Origin of the sequence: Sinosporangium album (genome assembly GCF_900100605.1) — a bacterium.
In the GTDB taxonomy this organism is placed as follows: domain Bacteria; phylum Actinomycetota; class Actinomycetes; order Streptosporangiales; family Streptosporangiaceae; genus Sinosporangium; species Sinosporangium album.
The window spans coordinates 305,988-322,941 of sequence record NZ_FNCN01000004.1; the positions used below are offsets into that span (position 1 = coordinate 305,988).

Consider the following 16,954-nt stretch of genomic DNA (forward strand, 5'->3'; position numbering starts at 1 on the left):
TCCAACCCCGATGCGGAAGCCGGTCGGGTGGGGCTCGGACACAGCTCTTCCGCATCGGAGGTCAGTCCTCAAAAGCTTGAGCCGTGTACGGCGAAGCCGGTTTGCCCGGCTCCGCCGTACACGCTTTTTCAGGCCTTGTCGAAGGTCGTGCCGTACATCACGTCGGTGTTCCACCGCGCGAATCCGAGGGATTCGTAGAGCCGGATGGCCGGCACGTTCTCCTCGTCGACATAGAGCATGACCTGGCTGAGCCCGAGGGCACGCAAATGGTTCAACCCGGTGAGGGTGAGGGCGCGTCCGAGGCCGCTGCCCTGCTCGCTCGGGTCGACGCCGACGACGTAGACCTCGCCGATGGGGTCGTCGGCGTGTTCGCCGTCGCGGTGGACCTTGGTCCAGTGGAATCCGGCGAGGCGGCCGCCGCGTTCGGCGACGAAGAAGCCGGCCGGGTCGAACCACGGTTCCTGTTCGCGTCGTTCCAGGTCGGGGCGGCGCCAGGAGCCCTGTTCGGGGTGGTGGGCGAAGGCGAGGGCGTTGAGAGCGATCCACGCGTCCTCGTCCTGGCCCGGGACGAACGTGCGCAGCCGTACGCCGTCGGGCACGGTGGCGGTGGGGATCGCGGCGGACAGGGAGCGCCGCATCTGCCAGAGGGACCGCGCCCGGGTGAGTCCGAGGGAGGCGGCGAGCCGGACGGCGCCGGGGTGGTCGCCGTGGGCCCACAGGCGCAGCCGTCCGCCGGTGAGGTCGAGCGCGGCCGACAGGAGGGCGCGGCCGTGGCCGCGGCGGCGGTGGCCGGGGGCGATGACGAGCTCGCCGCTGGGACCTTCGTCGGGGTCGGCGAGGTCGATGTGGGCGTAGCCGACGAGGGTGGTGTCGTCGTAGAGCAGTACGGCCCGGGCCTCGCCGCCGCCGCCGTACCTGAGGTGCAGCATGGCGTGCTCGTTGAGCGGTCGCACGCCGTCGCTCTCCGCGGCGGCCTCGACCAGGGCGAGCACCGCGCCGACCTCGTCGTCTTTAAGTTGCCCTCGTGTTTCTACGCGCGCGTTCATAGTTCTTGACCTTATGCGCGCCCGCGAGGTGAGCTCGTGCGCGCCCGCGAGGTGAGCTCATCCTGGCCCGACCGCGCGCTGACCTCCCAGGACCACGTCAAAGAATCGTTACCTCGCTGTCGTCCGCCGTCCGGATCGCCGATCTACCCTCTGGGGTCATGACGTCACGTTCCCTCATCCGGATAATCCTGTCCGGAGCGGTGGTCGCGAGCGGTTTCGCCGTCGCCACCGCACCCGCTGACGCTGGCCGAACGGCCTCCCGGACGGTGCCCGTCCGCCTGCTTTCCCTCAACGACTTCCACGGACACCTGGAGCCCCCGACCGGTTCGGCGGGGCGCATGGTCGACGAGCACGGCGCGACCGTGGACGCCGGCGGTGCGGCGTATGTCGCCGCACACCTCGACCGGTTGACGAACGCCGACACCCTGAAGGTCGCCCAGGGCGACCTCATCGGGGCGACCCCGCTGATCTCCGCCGCCTACCACGACGAGCCGTCCGTCGAGTTCCTCGGCAAGGTCGGGGTGACGGTGTCGGCGGTGGGCAACCACGAGTTCGACGAGGGATACGACGAGCTCAAACGGATCATGTACGGCGGGTGCCACCCTGTCGACGGCTGCTCCCCGGCTGGCCGGTGGCAGGGCGCCGAATACGACTACATCGGGGCGAACGTCCTCTTCAAGCAGCCGAGCGCCGCAGCGGAGCGGGCGGCGCTCACCCAGCTCCAGAAGGCCCCGGCGTTCAAACCGGACCTTGTACGGCGGGTGCTGCGCGACTACGGCATCCCCGCTCTGCCGCCGGTCGCCGTGCGGTGGAAGAACGGCGTGCCGATCGGGTTCATCGGCCTGGTCACCAAGTCGACCCCCTCCATTGTGACGTCGGAGGGGATCAAGGACCTGAGGTTCATCGACGAGGTCAAGGCCGCGAACGTGGCCTCCAGGCTGCTCAAGCTGGTCGGAGTGAAGGCGCAGGTCGTGCTGGTGCACGAGGGCGACCAGGTGACGCCGTCCCAGTCGCCCGACGCGTGCAGCGCGGTGCCGGGGGAGGGCAACCGGATAGCCACCCAGGTGGACCCCGAGATCGACATGGTGTTGAGCGGCCACTCCCACCAGGCGTATCTGTGCAACCTGCCCGACCCGGCCGGGCGCGACCGCCTGTACAGCCAGGGCGGTTCGTTCGGCCGCGTGATCACTCAGGTCGACTTCCGGGTGGATGCCCGCAGCCGGGACATCGTCCGTACGAGTGTCGTGGCCGACAATCACGTGGTGACCCGGAGTGTGACACCCGACCCGGAGATCGCGGATTTCGTCCAGACGTGGAAGGAAAGGGTGGCGCCGGTCGCGAACCGGCAGGTCGGCAGCGTCAGCGCCGACATCACACGCGTACCGGTTCCCTCGGGGGAGACGCAGCTCGGCAATCTGATCGCGGATGCTCAGTTCGAAGCGGTGAAGACCGGAGGGAATGCCGAGATCGCGCTGATGAATCCGGGTGGTGTCCGGGCCGATCTGACGTATGCGCCCGACGGGGTCGTGACCTATGGCGAGACGTTCACCGTGCAGCCGTTCAACAACCTCACGCAGGTCGTGACGCTGACCGGGGCGCAGTTGGACGCTCTGCTTGAGCAGCAGTTCCAGGTCAACCGGGTGCTGGCGCCGTCGGCGTCGCTGACGTACACGGTGAGCGCGTCGGCGCCCGTGGGGTCCCGCGTGTCGAACATCGCGATCAACGGGCAGCCGGTGGCGGAGACGCGGCAGGTCCGCGTCGCGGCCAACAACTTCCTGATCGGTGGCGGCGACGGGTTCTCGGTCTTCACGCAGGGCACCGACCTGTGGAGCGGACCGCTCGACATCGACGCGCTGGTGGACTATCTCGGGGCGCGCTCACCGGTCGCTCCGCCGGCGACCGACCGGATCACCCTCGTGCCCTGAACGCCGCGAACGCCCTGAACGCCGCGAACACCGACATGGGCCCGCGTTCTCCAAGGATGCGGGCCTACAGGTGTGCGGGCCTACAGGTGTGAGGGCGCGGTGTGGCGGCCGTCGCTCTGCTCGCCGCCCCGGTCGGGCACGAAGCGGTAGCCCACGTTGCGCACCGTGCCGATCAGTGCCTCGTTCTCGGGGCCCAGTTTGGCGCGCAGGCGCCGTACGTGGACGTCGACCGTGCGGGTGCCGCCGAAGTAGTCGTAGCCCCACACCTCCTGGAGGAGCTGGGCGCGCGTGAACACCCTGCCGGGGTGCTGGGCGAGATATTTGAGCAGCTCGAACTCCTTGAACGTGAGGTCGAGCACCCGTCCGCGCAGCCGCGCGGTGTAGGTCGCCTCGTCGATCGACAGGTCGCCGCTGCGGATCTCGCCCGGCACCTCCTCGGTCTGACCGGCCGAAAGGCGCCCGAGCGCCATGCGCAGCCGCGCCTCGACCTCGGCGGGGCCGGCGCTGTCGAGCAGCACGTCGTCGACGCCCCACTCGGCCGTCATGGCCGCGAGCCCGCCCTCGGTCACGATGACCATGAGCGGGCAGTCGATGCCGGTGGTGCGCATGAGCCGGCACAGGCCCCTGGCCTGGGCCAGCTCCTTGCGGGCGTCGACGAGCACGGCGTCGGCGGGAGGCGCGTCGATCAGTGCGGCCGCCTCGGCGGGGGCGACCCTGACCGAGTGCAGAAGGAGTCCGAGCGCCGGGAGCACCTCGTAGGAGGGCTCCAGGGCGTTGGTGAGGAGAAGCAGGTTGCTCATACGGTCACCTCACTGGCCGCTGTGGCCTGCGACGCCGCGGCCGGGTGGGTACGCTCACTCACATCGGCCTCCTTCCGGATGGCGCAGCCGCATGAAACACATATGGCCGTAGAAACACGTAAAGGACCCGGGGGCTTCGTTGCCCAGGTCCCGTATAGCCGAGGATAACCCACGAAAATTACGGGACCGGTGCGTGACCACGGGATTAACGCCCATCTCCTGTTGCTTCCATGTAAGCAGGTCCGCACAGGGGAGCAGGGTGCGAAGTGAGGATTGGTGAACGGCTTATGCCCACGGTGACCATTCGCTACTGGGCCGCGGCCAAGAGCGCGGCGGGCGTCGCGGAGGAGACGCGCAAGGCGGCCACGCTGGACGAGCTGTTGAGCGCGATCAGCGCGGGCCGCGACGAGCTCGCCCGCGTGGTGAAACTGTCGTCTTTCGTGATTGACGGGGCGCCGGTGGGCGTGCGTGACCGGGGGGCCGTGAGGCTGAGCGAGGGAGCCGTGGTGGAGGTGCTTCCGCCGTACGCCGGGGGCTGAGACGCGGCGGGCTCACGGAGCGCGCGGTTCAGGGCGCGCGGAGTCAGGGGCGCGCGTGGTTCAGGGCGCGCGGTTCAGGGGACGGCGCCGGGGAATCCCTACGTCGCGCGTTCGCGCGTTGTGGATGCGCCAAGGCTAAGGTAACGCGCAGGCATTCCCCGAAGGAGCCCGATGCGCAAGCTGATCGTTTCCCTGATCCTGCTGGCTGTCGTGCTCGCCGTCGTCGACCGCGTGGCCGTGTCCGGCGCGCAGAGCGAGATCGCGCGCCAGGTCGCCGCCGCCTACGACCTCGGCAGCGAGCCCGAGGTGACGATCCAGGGCATCCCATTCCTCACCCAGGCGGTCTCCGGCCGTTACGAGGAGATCACCCTGAAGACCGGGCCGATGACGCAGCGAGGCGTGCGCCTGTCCGGTGTCGAGGCCACGCTGTACGGCGTGAAGGCCCCGCTGCTGGCCCTCATCCAGAACATCGGCGGCAACGAGATCCGCGCCGAGCGCGTGGTCGGCAGCGTCATCGTCCCCCACGAGACGCTGAAGTCACGCGCGCCGGAGGGCATCGAGCTCAAGAGCGAGGGCGACCGGCTGAGCGCCACGGGCGACGTCACGGTCGCCGGCGTCAGGGTGCCGGTGAAGGCGTTCATGAAGTTCGACGTCGTCAAGGGCGGCGTACGGCTGACGCCGGAGAACGTGACCCTCGCGGGTGGTGTGCCCGTGCCCGAGAACTTGACCAGGTCCCTCACGTATACGGTCCCGGTCCGCAATCTGCCGCTGGGGCTGAAGCTGACCGATGTCCGGGCGGCGGACGGCGGCCTGCGCGTCAGCGGTGAGGCCGAAGACGTCCCGCTCCGCGGTTAGACGGCCGGCGACCCGTGTGGCAGAGCATGTGAAAGATTCCCCTGGGGAAGCTGAACCTCTCCGCGAAGCTCTACGTCGTGAGGGTGTGAGCCCAGCCGGAACCGCCGACGAGCAACTGATCAAGGCGCTCTTCGACGATCACGCGGGGCCTCTCTACGGCTACGTGTTGCGACTGACGGGCGACACCGGACGAGCGGAGGACGTGGTGCAGGAGACGCTGCTGCGGGCCTGGCGTCATCCAGACGCGCTGGCCGGCAAGCCGATCCGCGCCTGGCTGTTCACCGTCGCGCGGAACCTCGTCTTCGATCAGCACCGCGCGCGCCGATCGCGCCCGCAGGAGACCGGTGACGAGGCTCTCGCCGTCATGCCCGCCGACGACGAACTGGAGCGGGCCGTCGAGTCCTGGGCCGTCGCCGAGGCCATCGCGGCCCTGCGTCCCGAGCACCGCGAGGTGCTCGTGCACGTCTACTATCAGGGAAGATCGGTCAGGGAGACCTCCGACGCCCTCGGCATCCCGGCGGGCACGGTGAAATCACGCACCTACTATGCGCTTCGCGCGCTCAAGCTCGCGCTTGAAGAGCGGGGGCTCGCGCCATGATGACCTGCGAGGAGGTACGGCTGTCGCTCGGCGCGCACGCCTTCGGCGCGCTTGAACCCGACGAGGCCGTGCTGGTCGAGGCGCATTTGGCCGAGTGCGTGGCGTGTGCGGCTGAGTTCGATGAGTTGTCGGCGGTGTCGGGGCTGCTGGGCAGGGTCGGCCACGTGTCCGAGAGCGACGTCGCCCAGGTGGTGAGCCCGCCGGTCGTCGTGCTCGACCGGCTGCTCAAGGTGTCGGCGGCGCGTCGCCGCAGGTCGAGGCTGCTGCTCGCGCTGGCCGCCTCGGTGGTGCTGCTGGCCGGAGGCGGCGCGGCGTGGGGCGTGCTGAGCGGTTCCGGCGGGGAGGACGCGTCCATCGCCGCCGAACAGTATGCCGCCTCGTCGCCGGCTCCCGTGGTGTCCGGCGATGGTCCGGCGTCGGGTGCCGCCGAGGACTCGGCCGTGCTGGGGAAGGAGTCCGCGAAGCCGGAGACCGGGCCGGGCGCGGAGGGGGCCGAGGAGCCCTCGGTCACCGCGCAGGTCCCCGCGGCCAGCTCTCCGCCGCAGACCGCGCGGGACGGCGGCGACGTCCGGGTGCTGGAGTCGGCCTCGCCGCGGGAGTCGGTGATGAAGGCTGCGCCCGATGTCGTCATGTCCGGGGTGGAGGGCAAGGTCACGGCGACGGTGCGGGCGGCGGCCCGGGCGACCGGGGCAGACCTCACCGTGACCGTGAGTGGAGCGGACCTCGGCGCGGTATACCGGCTGGACGTCGTCGGGGCGGACGGCACCAGGGAGAAGGCGGGCACGCTGGAGGTCGCCTCGGCCGCCGACGCGGTCTTCCGCGCCACGACCACGATGCCGTTGACGACGGTCGTGCGCTTCGAGCTTCAGGGCGATGGCGACGTGGTGATACGGATCCCGGTGAAGTCCCGTTAAGGCAGACTTGCGGTGTGACCGGGCCGACCATCGACGAGATCGGCGGGCCCCGCGGTGAGCGGGCCACGCTGGTGCTCTTCTCGACCGCCTTCTGCGCGCCGTGCAGGGCGACCCGCCGCGTGCTCAACGAGGTGGCCGCGATCGTGTCCGGCGTCGCCGTCGTCGAGGTCGACGCCGAGTCCCGGCTTGACCTGGTGCGCGGGCTCGACGTGACGAGCACCCCCACGGTGCTCGTGCTCGACGGGGCGGGTGCGATCGTCAAGCGGGCCTCGGGACAACCGAGGAAAATCGATGTGATCGCCGCGCTCGGTGCCGTTTGACCACCGCGTGATCCGTAAACTCGGCGGATTGTTGCCCGAAACACTGTCTTAACGGTGATAGATGGGGGGAATTGCCTGCTGAGAGAGGCCGTGAAAGGTCTCATAAGGCAGAATTTTTCGTCTCACGAATCGGACAGGATGTGACAGACACCGAGGCGCCATGTAGTCTCTGGGCCATGAATCCCTGGACAGAGCTGCTTACCAAGCGACGGGCGGTCGACTTCTGCCGCGTCGCCACCGCGCTCTGTCGTGCTTCCTAAAGGGCGATCCGTGCGGCCTTGAGCCGCCTCTTCGACAAGTCCCCTTCAGGAGCATCCCGCGATGCAGGTTGATCCCCAAGGTTCTCGTTCCAGCGCGGCACTAGACAATCCCGGCTCCGGCGCTCGTCCAGACGTCTGGGCCGTGGTCGCCTTCCGCCGCAGCCACGGTGGCCGACCTGCTTCGATCCCTGAATCTCGCACCTCACGGTCTCCAGTCCATCACGACGGCCGATTCGTCGGCCACGGAGCCGGAGCCCGCGGAGCCACCGCGTTTCGCGCAGGTGGTGGGCCTGTTCTTCGCAGTCGCAGGTCTTGTCGGGTACCTCACGGAGACACCGCCGGTCGCGTTCGGCGCGACGGCAGCCGCCCTTCCGACCGCCGCCCTGGGCTCACGCCCCGGCTGCGACACGTATCTGATCAATCGCCCTCAATTGCCCGCCGCAACCCGATAACCCGGAGGATTCCATGAGCCGCTCCGCCGTACTGGTGGACGCCGACTGGGTCGAGGCCAACCTCGACACCCCTGGTGTCGTTCTCGTCGAGGTCGACGAGGACACCAGCGCCTATGACAAGGGCCACATCCGTGGCGCAGTGAAGATCGACTGGAGGCAGGACCTCCAGGACCCGGTCCGTCGCGACTTCGTCGACCAGGCCGGCTTCGAGGCCCTGCTCTCGGCTCGCGGCATCGCCAACGACGACACCGTGGTGCTCTACGGCGGCAACAACAACTGGTTCGCCTCCTACGCCTACTGGTACTTCAAGCTCTACGGCCACCAGAACGTGCGTCTGCTCGACGGCGGCCGCAAGAAGTGGGAGCTCGACTCCCGCGAGCTGGTGAAGGACGCCGTCGAGCGCCCCGCCACCACCTACGTCGCCAAGGAGCAGGACCTGTCGATCCGCGCCTTCCGCGACGACGCGGTCGACGCCATCGGCAAGCTCAACCTGGTCGACGTGCGTTCGCCCGACGAGTTCACCGGCAAGCTGCTGGCCCCCGCCCACCTGCCGCAGGAGCAGGCCCAGCGCGCGGGCCACGTGCCGACCGCCCGCAACATCCCGTGGTCGAAGGCTGCCAACGACGACGGCACGTTCAAGTCCGACGACGAGCTGCGCAAGATCTACTCCGAGGCCGGCGTGGACTTCGACAAGGACACCATCGCCTACTGCCGCATCGGCGAGCGCTCGGCGCACTCGTGGTTCGTGCTGCACGAGCTGCTCGACCAGGCGAACGTGAAGAACTACGACGGTTCGTGGACCGAGTACGGCTCGCTCGTGGGCGTGCCGATCGAGTTGGGGGAGGCTCGCTGATGAGCGTTCAGGGTTGCGCTGCTCCCGAGCAGACTGTCGCGCTTCCGGCCGGGGTCGACCTTTCCACCCAGGCCGTGATCCAGGGTGTGGTGACCGGCACGGGCACCGCTTACGCCCGCCTGCTCGACGGCTCCGGTGAGTTCACCGGCGAGGTCGTGGTGTCAGACGAGGGGATCTTCCGCTTCTTCGCGGCACCGGGCGACTGGACCGTCCGCATCATCGCGGGCGGCGGGGTCACCAAGGACATCAACGTCCAGGCCCGCCTCGGCGAGGTGTCTCAGCTCCAGGTCGCCGTCTGACCTGCTGAGCGAGCAATACGAAGCCAAGGCGCAAGCCGGCAAGGCACCGACAAGGAGGCCGGCCCCCGCGAGGGGGCCGGCCTCCTCGCGTTTCCGCGGAGCGCGGGGGCGTACGGCTAAGCCGGGAAGATCAACAGCACGGTGATCGCCAGGGCCAGGAGAAGCCCCAGAACCACCAGAATCCATACGGCCTTACTCCGAGGCGGCTTGGGCCGTTCCGCGTCTTCCAGGGCGCGTCCCGCGTCTTCCAGGGCGCGCTGAGGGCCTCGCTGAAGCACCCTTTGAGGCACGGTCGGGGCGGTCGGCGTGGCGTAGGGGGCCGTGGGGGCGCGGGCGGCGGCGACGTCCTCGGCGGACAGGGCGTCCGCCGTACCGGCCGACTCCGGCCCAGGGGCGCCGGCCCGGGCCGGCGCCTCGGGCTCGGGAGCGGGGTCGACCGTGACGATGGCGTGCGGCGGCAGAGGCGGGCGCGGCGGCGCGGGCGGCCGGGCCGGGGGCGGCACCTTGGCGCGGGGCTGCCCGTCGGCTGTGACGGCGGGGATCGGCACCGTGGACGGATCTCCCGCTTCGGGAGCAGCGGGGGGCGGCCAGACAAGGGTGTCGGGCCGGGGCTGTCTCGACGAGGATGGGGTGAACCAAGAAGAGGAGTCGGCGGCGGCTGGGCGGGACCACGCGCCCGTCCTGTCGTGTTCGCTGCTCATGCGGTCCTCTACCTCGAAGACGTCATGTAAAGAGATGGTAATGGCTTAGGGAGCTGCCGTCCGTCGTGTTGATCCTCGGAGGTCCGTCGAGAGCATAGAGATCGCTGAGAAATCTGGCTAGTTGGCCAGAACTCTGCCCGAATGGGAGGTGCAACTCTTACGCTGTCACGGAGGCGGAGTGGCTAATGCGGCGGAGGGCCGGTGGCGGACGTGCGTCCCGAGCATGCGCAGCTCCAGGCGGACCGCATCTACCTGGGCTGGCAGTATGTTTTGCCGTACCCGGACCCTGGACCGCCTCCCAAGCGCCCCTCACCGGGCGAGACCCCGGCCGCGGGGTCGTCCGAGCCCGAGTGGGCGCGGCGCGCACGCCTGCAGGAGCAGCTCCTCAACCGGCCGATGAAGGTTTTCCGCGCCTTCGTCGCGGCCGTGGCCTTGCTCATCCTCATCCTCGCCATCAGTGGGACGCTGTCGTGGGCCTTCGCCGCCATCGGCCTGATCGCGGCGGCCGGAGCGGCGATGATCTGCAGTTACGCCATCCGGCAGGGAGACCAGGCCCTGCGCTACCGCCTGCGCGAAAGCCAGGCGAAGGCCGACCGGGAGCGTGTGCTCCGCGACCGGGAGCTCCACCAGGCGCAGGAGGAGCATGCTCAGCGCTACCGCGAGTGGCAGCGGAATAAGGAACGTTTCGATCGGCAATTGAGCTGGTACGCCGTCTCCGTCCCCGACGAGATCGACCGTATCGATGTGGCCGGTGGCACGCTCCCCGGATGGTCGGCCCTGGTGACCCTGCTCGGGGCCACCCGGCTCTACAGCGGCGGCCACCTGACCGTCCTCGACCTGTCCGAGGGGGCGATCGCCAAGGACCTGATCGAACTCGCCAAGCGCGGCGGCGACGAGCCGCTGGTCTGGGTGCTGCCGACGGATCTGCCCAGGCTCGACCTCGGTGCCACACTCGCCCCGGAGGCGTTCGCCGACGTGCTCGCCCATGTGGTGAGCGTCAGCGAGGAGCACCGTACGACCCGCGACCTGTCCTTCGACAACGCCATTCTTGAGCGGGTCCTTGAGGTGCTCGGTGAGAGCGCCACCATCAACCAGGTCACCGCGGCCCTGCGGGCGCTCGCCCAGGTCGGCGACCCGCGCCGCGACCTCGACTCCGGCCTGTTGACGGCCGACCAGTTCGAGCGCCTCGGCACGCTGTTCGGCCGGGGCGTCAGCGACCGCGTGGTGATCGAGCGGGCCTGGGCCCTGGAGTCCCAACTGCGCAAGCTGGAGACGCTCGGCTCCGAGGCCGTACGGCTGCCGCCCGCCCGCCTGCGCGTCGTCTCCATGGACCGCCAGGCCGGGGTGTTCGGCAACCGTGTCCTCGGCACCTACGTGGCGACCGCGCTCACCCACATCCTCCGGCAGTCGCCCACGGCGGGCCGCCCCTGGTACCACACGCTGATCGTGGCGGGCGCGGACAAGCTCCGCGGCGATGTGCTCGACCGTCTGATGGACGCCTGCGAGACCTCGCGCACCGGGCTGGTCCTCACCTACCGTTCGCTCACCCCGACCGTGCGGGAGCGGCTAGGGCGGGGGCACGCGGCCGTGGCGTTCATGCGCCTCGGCAACGCCGAGGACGCCCGGGTGGCCAGCGAGCACGTCGGCACCGAACACCGCCTCGAACTGGCCCAGCTCACCGAGACCATCGGAGCGTCCGTGGCCGGCCTGTCGGCCGACTACACCTCCACCGTCGCCACGGCCGAGGACGGGGGCGACGAGCGGGACGCCCGGCAGGCGGACCTGAAGGAGGACATCACCGAGTCCACCGAGTGGGGCCGCACCTCGACCAAGATCGAAGAGACCGAGCGCGTGCTTCAGCGCTCCCGCGAGTTCCTCGTCGAACCGCACCAGCTCCAGCAGCTTCCGACCACGTCCGTGATCGTCACCGATGCCACCGCGAGAGGCCGCAGGGTGCGGCTCGCCGACGCCAACCCGGCGATTCTGGCCTTCCCCAAGACGACGCTCGCCGAGTTCGAGGACGCGGCCCCGGCCGCGGCGATCCGTCCGGCCCCTCCCGAGCAGGAGCGCCCGGTGACCCGCAGGCACGAGCGTCCCGCCCACGCGCCCCCGGCTCCCGCGCCCCCGGCTCCCGCGGCCCCCATGTCGCAGGCGGACCCGCGTCCCGAGGACGACGAGCCGCAGGCGCAGGTCTCGGTCGACGACGCTCCGCCGCCGAACCTCGGCCCGCCGCCGCCCCGGCTCGACTGGCGCAGACAGCGCTGAGGCTTTTCCACGGGCGCCCGTATCCACGCGGATGCACATTGCTCGGTAATGGAATTGCCAACAAGCTTGTGGGAGCTTGATCGTCGAAAGACTTTAGCTCGGGGGCCGTGCCGTCCCCGATCGATGGTGGGAGTCCGATGCAGCCGAGCATGTCCCCCGAGGTACCCAGTTCGCCTCTGACACTGCGCGGGCCGTGGTTCCGGGTGCAGTCCATGACCGCACCCTCGCGCAGTTCGTCGGCCGAGTGGGACTTCGTCACGGTCCTGCCCGCCATACTGTCCGCCGCCCAACGCGGCCAGGCGTTCGTCATCGGCTGGCTGTCACGCGGGGCCGGCGCGCCCCTGGAGCTGATCACCAACGCCGGTCCGCTCACCCCGCCCCGCCCGCCGCGGCGCTCCGCAGCCGCGCCGCCGGAATCGCAGGCGGCCGGCCCCCAGCCCCTCCTGTTCCCCGGAGGCGCCCGAGGCGTCCGCGTCGGAGACGAGTGGCTCGACGACCTCGCCGATCTCGTATGGACGCATTGCCCCGGCCGCCAGGCCCCGCCACTCGGCGGCCGACGCGAACCCGACCCCGACGAACTGCGGCGTCCCACCCTGTTCGAGTCCACCCTCGTCACGCTCATGTCCCGCCCCTTCGCCTGGCTCGTCGTGGCCGAACCCACCGACCTGCTCGACGCCGAGGTGGCCGACCTACGCACCCAGCTCAACGTGCTGAGGCAGTACGGCGACGCCTCTGAACGATCGCGTTTCGACGCCGAACGGGCCGAACGCCGCATGCAGGAACTCGACGCCTTCCGCGAAGCGGGCTTATGGAGCGTTCGAGTGCTCGCCGGGGCGGCGAACGCCGCCGAACTCCGGCAGATCGCCCCCGTCCTCGTTGGGTCGGTGGAGATGAGCCACCACCCCTACCGGCTCGGTACCGCCCTCCCCGGCCTCCGCGGCACCGCCCCCGAACGCGTCCACACCCTGGCCGACGCCCTGGCCGCCACGCTGCGCGAGCCGTCCTCGGAAGGGCCCGCCACACCGTTCGCCGCCACGGCCGGCGCCCTTGCCGCCCTCGCCGGACTGCCGCGCCGCGAGGTGCCGGGGATGCGGGTGCTCGACGCCGGCTACTTCGACGTCACCTCCGAAGCCGACACCTCGGTCGGCGAGGTGATCGAACTCGGCGAGATCGTCGACGGCCAGGACCGGGCGGTCGGAACGTTCCGTGTGCCGCTCGCCTCACTCAACCGCCACGCCTTCATCACCGGCGCCACCGGCTCGGGGAAATCCCAGACCGTACGGCACATGCTCGAACAGCTCACCCACGCCGGCATCCCGTGGCTCGCCATCGAACCCGCCAAGTCCGAATACGCCGCCATGGCCGCGAGGATCGAGCGCCTCGCCCCCCTGACCGTGATCAACCCCTCGGCGCCCGACAACGTGCCCTTCAGCGTCAACCCCCTCGAACCAGAGCCGGGCTACCCCGTACAGGCCCACATCGACATGGTCAGGGCGCTCTTCATGGCCGCCTTCGACGCCGAGGAGCCCTTCCCGCAGATCATGTCGCTGTCGCTCCAGCGCGTATACGAGGCCAACGGCTGGGACGTGGTCACCGGAGGCGGGCTTCCCGGGGCCGCCGTGCGCCCCGCCGTACCCACCTTGGAGCAGCTCCAGACGCAGGCCATGGACGTGATCAAGGAGATCGGCTACGGGCGCGAGGTCCAGGCCGACGTGGAGGGCTTCATCTCGCTGCGGCTGCGCTCCCTGCGCGTCGGCTCGGCGGGACGCTTCTTCGAAGGCGGCCATCCGGCCGACATCGGCGGCCTGCTCCAACGCAACGTCGTGCTCGCTATCGAGGACGTCGCCAACGACGAGGACAAGGCGTTCCTCATGGGCACGCTGATCATCCGCATCGTCGAACACCTGCGCATGAGGGCCAGGCAAGAGCGCTCCACCGGACTCCGGCACGTCATCGTCATCGAGGAGGCCCACCGCCTGCTCAGGGACAGGGGAGCGGGCCGCGCCTCCACCCACGCGGTCGAACTGCTCGCCGGTATGCTCGCCGAGATACGCGCGTACGGCGAAGGCATCGTCGTCGCCGAGCAGATCCCGACCAAGCTCGTGTCCGACGTGGTGAAGAACACCGCGCTCAAGGTGGTGCACCGGCTCCCAGCCGAAGACGACCGCCACCTCGTCGGCGCGGCCATGAACCTCAGCGACGAGCAGTCCCGCCAGGTCGTCTCGCTGCAACCCGGGGTCGCCGCGGCCTTCGCGGACGGCATGGACAGGCCGCTGCGGGTCCGCGTGCCGCTGGGGGAGGACCGCGAGCGGCCCATGCCCGGCCCGATCCCGCCCATCCGCGGTCGCCGCTCGGCCGGTTGTGGCACCGCATGCCGCACCGGCAAGGCGTGCACCCTGGTCGAACTGCACGAGGCCGACGTGCTCGCCGACGCGCCCGAATGGGCGTGGATGCGCGTATGGAGCGACACGGTGGTGCTCGCCTTCTGCACCGACCGCACCCTGCCCGGCGTGCCGCGCGCCCTGGCCGACCTGTGGTCGGGGCTACCCGCGCGACGCCGCGAATGCCTGCTCGCCACCCTTACCGAGCGCGCGGTGAACCGCCGCGCGCGGTCGCTGCGCTCGTGGACCGACCCGGCCCTGCTCACCGAGAAGGGCACGGCCGTCGCCGCCGCCCTGCTCGACCCGGTCGAGGGCGGCCCGCGGGCGGGCGACCGGCCCGGCCGGTCGTGGGTCATCCCGCAGGTGCGCTGGCTCCACGAGGTCGACAAGATCTTCCCCTACGGCCATCCCGCCCCCGACCTCCGCAGCCAGGCGCCGGACCTCGAATACCCCCTGTTCGGCACGGACGCGTCAGGTCGTCCGTACCCTCGCCCCGGCGCGGACGCGGGCGGCGGCGAGAGCCGCGTCGAACTCCTCGGGCACCGCGCGAGGTCGCTGCGCCGCCACCCCCTCTCCATGGAGATCGAACGCAATCGCGCGCTCGCGTGGCGGGCGATCCTCGGCGACGACGAACACGAGGCCACGACGGCCGACATCATGACAATCGCCATCGGGGTCGAGCCGGAGGATCGGATACGGCACGTGGCGCAGACCATGGGCGCGGGGTGGCTGGAGACCGTGCTCTCCTGGCCGCGCCGCTTCGTGCTGCCCTTCGATGCGGGTGAGCGGGAAACCGAGATCTCCTTCGCGGAATGACGCCGGGCGACCAGGCCCTTCGTCATCGAATCCGCTGGAGTTCCACGTCTTGGCCACGGAGGCTGCGAGGACGCGGACATGCATCCTGCCGTACGATCGGCTGAGTGTGCCGCGTATCCGGGAGATCCCGCGAGGGATCGTGCCGCTTCCCCTTCCCGTGGCTGACGACGCCCGGGATCGCAACGCTCAGGGAGTGCAGATGAGCCAGCTACCGCTGCGGGCGCAACTCGCCAGTGCCCTCGGGCGCACGGCGGCCACGCTGTCCCGCGTCACCGGCCGCGGGGACGGGTCGGTGATCGGCGGCCGGGTCGGCCTGGTCCTCGAACCGGATCTCCTGCGCCAGCTCGCCCGCGACCGCAAGCTCGCCCTCGTGAGCGCCACCAACGGCAAGACCACCACGACCCGGCTCATCGTCGCGGCCCTGCAAGAGCTCGGCGACGTCGCCAGCAACGTCTTCGGGGCCAACATGCCCGCGGGGCACGTCTCCGCGCTCTCCCAGGCCAGACACGCGCCCTACGGCGTGCTGGAGGTCGACGAGAAATACCTCCCCGAGGTGCTCGACACCACCGAGGCCGGGGTTCTCTGCCTGATGAACCTCAGCCGCGATCAGATGGACCGCGCCGCTGAGATCTGGCTCCTGGCGCAGAAGTGGCGAAGAGCCCTGGAGGGCAAACCCGCCCACGTCATTGCCAACTGCGACGATCCCCTGGTCACTTGGGGCGCCTCCACGGCCGCCAAGGTCACCTGGGTCGCCGGCGGGCAGCGCTGGAAAGAGGACTCCTGGTGCTGCCCCGAGTGCGGTGGCCCCCTCGACCGGAAGAACGCCGACTGGGCCTGCCGTGAGTGCACCTTCCACCGGCCCGAACCCGACTGGGTCCTCGACGACGACGCGGTGATCGACCCCAGAGGGCACCGCTGGCTCCTCGACATCGAACTTCCCGGCCTCGCCAACCGTTCCAACGCGGCCATGGCCCTCGCCGTCGCCGAGGCCTTCGGGCTGCCCACCGAGCTCGCCCTTCCCCGCCTGCGCGGCGTCCGCTCCGTGGCGGGCCGTTACACGACGGTCGAACGCGAAGGCAGGCAGGCCAGGCTCCTGCTCGCCAAGAACCCCGCCGGATGGCTTGAGGCGTTCGACGTCAGCGACCCGCAACTGCCGATCATCCTCTCCGTCAACGCGCAGGGCCCCGACGGGCGCGACACGTCCTGGCTGTGGGACGTCGACTACCGCATCCTGCGCGGACGTCCCGTCTTCGTCACCGGCGAACGCCGCCTCGACCTCGCGCTCCGCCTCGACGTGGCCGAGGTCCCGTTCGAACTCTGCGGCAGCTTCGACGAGGCCCTCGTCTCGCAGCCCTCCGGCCGGGTCGATGTGATCGCGAACTACACGGCTTTCCAGCAGATTCGATCGGAGTTCGGGCGTGCAGTCTGACAGCGGATACGGCAACGCCGGCGCGTTCGGCGGCCCCGGCCGCTCCGGTGGGCCCCAGCCTGAGCAGCGCTCTCCCGAAGGGCTGGTCGCCAACGGCCACTCCTTCACCTCCCCCGGCGACACCTCCGCCGGTCAGGCACACCACGCCACGGCGACGGATTCGTACGGCACCGCCGCCCCCATGGAGCGCTACGGCGAGCCCGTCCTCCCCGCTGGGGAGGCCCACCCCGGCGGCTACGGGGCACACGTCGCGCCCGGGGGCGGATACGGCGACGCCGGGTTCCCAGGGGCGGAGGCCGGGCACAGCGGCGGCCATCCCGGCCATCCCGGCGGCCACACTGGTCCCTTGGACGGCTACGCGGGTGGTCAGGCCGGGATCGGTCACCCCGATGAGACGGAGGCCTACCCGGCCGGTCAGGGCGGTGGTTACGGCGGCGGGCACGCGGGTCCGGGCGGTGGTTACGCGTCTGCTGATTCGGGTCCGACGACCGCGTATCCGGC

At 70.4% G+C, this 16,954-nt stretch carries 16 protein-coding genes and 1 pseudogene; 14 read left to right on the top strand and 3 right to left on the bottom strand.

All coding sequences use genetic code 11. The features are described 5' to 3' along the window. Positions 1–128: 128 nt before the first annotated feature. Positions 129–1,046 carry a mycothiol synthase gene (gene mshD / locus BLQ73_RS06380; RefSeq protein WP_093169215.1) on the bottom strand — a complete coding sequence of 306 codons (918 nt, stop codon included), beginning with the start codon at positions 1,044–1,046 and terminating at the stop codon, positions 129–131. Between the two features lie 158 nt (positions 1,047–1,204). On the opposite strand from mshD, the gene BLQ73_RS06385 reads away from it, so the two are divergent. After that, positions 1,205–2,971: a bifunctional metallophosphatase/5'-nucleotidase gene (locus BLQ73_RS06385; RefSeq protein WP_093169217.1), complete on the top strand. Its 1,767-nt coding sequence runs from the start codon at positions 1,205–1,207 to the stop codon at positions 2,969–2,971. An 80-nt stretch (positions 2,972–3,051) separates the two neighbouring features. Here BLQ73_RS06385 and BLQ73_RS06390 read toward each other — a convergent pair whose 3' ends face one another. Next, complete coding sequence (locus tag BLQ73_RS06390; protein WP_093169219.1) at positions 3,052–3,771, bottom strand: winged helix-turn-helix transcriptional regulator; 720 nt, start codon at positions 3,769–3,771, stop codon at positions 3,052–3,054. 287 nt (positions 3,772–4,058) lie between these two features. Here BLQ73_RS06390 and BLQ73_RS06395 point away from each other — a divergent pair, with 287 nt between their 5' ends. The 9 genes from BLQ73_RS06395 (at position 4,059) to BLQ73_RS06430 (ending at position 8,861) form a co-directional block, all read left to right on the top strand. Continuing rightward, positions 4,059–4,310 carry a MoaD/ThiS family protein gene (locus tag BLQ73_RS06395; protein WP_093169221.1) on the top strand — a complete coding sequence of 84 codons (252 nt, stop codon included), beginning with the start codon at positions 4,059–4,061 and terminating at the stop codon, positions 4,308–4,310. 171 nt (positions 4,311–4,481) lie between these two features. Further along, complete coding sequence (locus BLQ73_RS06400) at positions 4,482–5,165, top strand: LmeA family phospholipid-binding protein (RefSeq protein ID WP_093169222.1); 684 nt, start codon at positions 4,482–4,484, stop codon at positions 5,163–5,165. Positions 5,166–5,250: 85 nt separating this feature from the next. Next, positions 5,251–5,763, top strand: a complete 513-nt coding sequence (locus BLQ73_RS06405) for a sigma-70 family RNA polymerase sigma factor (RefSeq protein ID WP_218125638.1) — start codon at positions 5,251–5,253, stop codon at positions 5,761–5,763. Continuing rightward, on the top strand, positions 5,760–6,677 hold the full coding sequence (locus BLQ73_RS06410) for an anti-sigma factor family protein (protein ID WP_093169227.1): 918 nt from the start codon (positions 5,760–5,762) through the stop codon (positions 6,675–6,677). Before BLQ73_RS06405 ends, BLQ73_RS06410 begins: the two co-directional genes overlap by 4 nt. A gap of 14 nt (positions 6,678–6,691) precedes the next feature. Then, positions 6,692–6,997 carry a TlpA family protein disulfide reductase gene (locus BLQ73_RS06415; protein ID WP_093169229.1) on the top strand — a complete coding sequence of 102 codons (306 nt, stop codon included), beginning with the start codon at positions 6,692–6,694 and terminating at the stop codon, positions 6,995–6,997. Between the two features lie 176 nt (positions 6,998–7,173). Next, positions 7,174–7,257, top strand: coding sequence for a putative leader peptide (locus BLQ73_RS34940; protein ID WP_420819995.1), 84 nt, complete (start codon positions 7,174–7,176; stop codon positions 7,255–7,257). 167 nt (positions 7,258–7,424) lie between these two features. Further along, positions 7,425–7,709 (top strand): DUF4395 family protein, encoded by a 285-nt coding sequence (locus BLQ73_RS34945; RefSeq protein ID WP_218125639.1) that lies wholly within the window; start codon positions 7,425–7,427, stop codon positions 7,707–7,709. Positions 7,710–7,722: 13 nt separating this feature from the next. Continuing rightward, positions 7,723–8,562 carry a sulfurtransferase gene (locus tag BLQ73_RS06425; protein WP_093169233.1) on the top strand — a complete coding sequence of 280 codons (840 nt, stop codon included), beginning with the start codon at positions 7,723–7,725 and terminating at the stop codon, positions 8,560–8,562. After that, complete coding sequence (locus BLQ73_RS06430) at positions 8,562–8,861, top strand: DUF1416 domain-containing protein (RefSeq protein ID WP_093169235.1); 300 nt, start codon at positions 8,562–8,564, stop codon at positions 8,859–8,861. The genes BLQ73_RS06425 and BLQ73_RS06430 overlap by 1 nt, the downstream gene beginning before the upstream one ends. A 116-nt stretch (positions 8,862–8,977) precedes the next feature. Here the strand turns inward: BLQ73_RS06430 and BLQ73_RS06435 are convergent, their stop codons facing one another. After that, complete coding sequence (locus BLQ73_RS06435) at positions 8,978–9,562, bottom strand: hypothetical protein (protein ID WP_143020155.1); 585 nt, start codon at positions 9,560–9,562, stop codon at positions 8,978–8,980. 201 nt (positions 9,563–9,763) lie between these two features. Here BLQ73_RS06435 and BLQ73_RS06440 point away from each other — a divergent pair, with 201 nt between their 5' ends. From BLQ73_RS06440 to BLQ73_RS06455, 4 genes and pseudogenes are all read left to right on the top strand, one after another. After that, positions 9,764–11,827, top strand: coding sequence for a hypothetical protein (locus BLQ73_RS06440; RefSeq protein ID WP_245690841.1), 2,064 nt, complete (start codon positions 9,764–9,766; stop codon positions 11,825–11,827). A 212-nt stretch (positions 11,828–12,039) separates the two neighbouring features. Further along, positions 12,040–15,024: an ATP-binding protein gene (locus BLQ73_RS06445; RefSeq protein ID WP_245690833.1), complete on the top strand. Its 2,985-nt coding sequence runs from the start codon at positions 12,040–12,042 to the stop codon at positions 15,022–15,024. A 199-nt stretch (positions 15,025–15,223) separates the two neighbouring features. After that, positions 15,224–16,453 (top strand): MurT ligase domain-containing protein, encoded by a 1,230-nt coding sequence (locus BLQ73_RS06450; protein WP_093169299.1) that lies wholly within the window; start codon positions 15,224–15,226, stop codon positions 16,451–16,453. Then, positions 16,443–16,954 (top strand): annotated as a pseudogene (locus tag BLQ73_RS06455) (hypothetical protein); the annotation flags it as partial. The gene BLQ73_RS06450 and the pseudogene BLQ73_RS06455, both read left to right, overlap by 11 nt.

Excerpts from the sequence above, each read along its gene's own strand:
- BLQ73_RS34940 (WP_420819995.1), top strand. The coding sequence starts at position 7,174 with ATGAATCCCTGGACAGAGCTGCTTACCAAGCGACGGGCGGTCGACTTC.
- BLQ73_RS06395 (WP_093169221.1), top strand. The coding sequence starts at position 4,059 with ATGCCCACGGTGACCATTCGCTACTGGGCCGCGGCCAAGAGCGCGGCG.
- BLQ73_RS06385 (WP_093169217.1), top strand. The coding sequence starts at position 1,205 with ATGACGTCACGTTCCCTCATCCGGATAATCCTGTCCGGAGCGGTGGTC.
- mshD (WP_093169215.1), bottom strand. The coding sequence starts at position 1,046 with ATGAACGCGCGCGTAGAAACACGAGGGCAACTTAAAGACGACGAGGTC.
- BLQ73_RS06400 (WP_093169222.1), top strand. The coding sequence starts at position 4,482 with ATGCGCAAGCTGATCGTTTCCCTGATCCTGCTGGCTGTCGTGCTCGCC.
- BLQ73_RS06410 (WP_093169227.1), top strand. The coding sequence starts at position 5,760 with ATGATGACCTGCGAGGAGGTACGGCTGTCGCTCGGCGCGCACGCCTTC.
- BLQ73_RS06425 (WP_093169233.1), top strand. The coding sequence starts at position 7,723 with ATGAGCCGCTCCGCCGTACTGGTGGACGCCGACTGGGTCGAGGCCAAC.
- BLQ73_RS06445 (WP_245690833.1), top strand. The coding sequence starts at position 12,040 with ATGACCGCACCCTCGCGCAGTTCGTCGGCCGAGTGGGACTTCGTCACG.
- BLQ73_RS06450 (WP_093169299.1), top strand. The coding sequence starts at position 15,224 with ATGAGCCAGCTACCGCTGCGGGCGCAACTCGCCAGTGCCCTCGGGCGC.
- BLQ73_RS06435 (WP_143020155.1), bottom strand. The coding sequence starts at position 9,562 with ATGAGCAGCGAACACGACAGGACGGGCGCGTGGTCCCGCCCAGCCGCC.
- BLQ73_RS06430 (WP_093169235.1), top strand. The coding sequence starts at position 8,562 with ATGAGCGTTCAGGGTTGCGCTGCTCCCGAGCAGACTGTCGCGCTTCCG.
- BLQ73_RS06390 (WP_093169219.1), bottom strand. The coding sequence starts at position 3,771 with ATGAGCAACCTGCTTCTCCTCACCAACGCCCTGGAGCCCTCCTACGAG.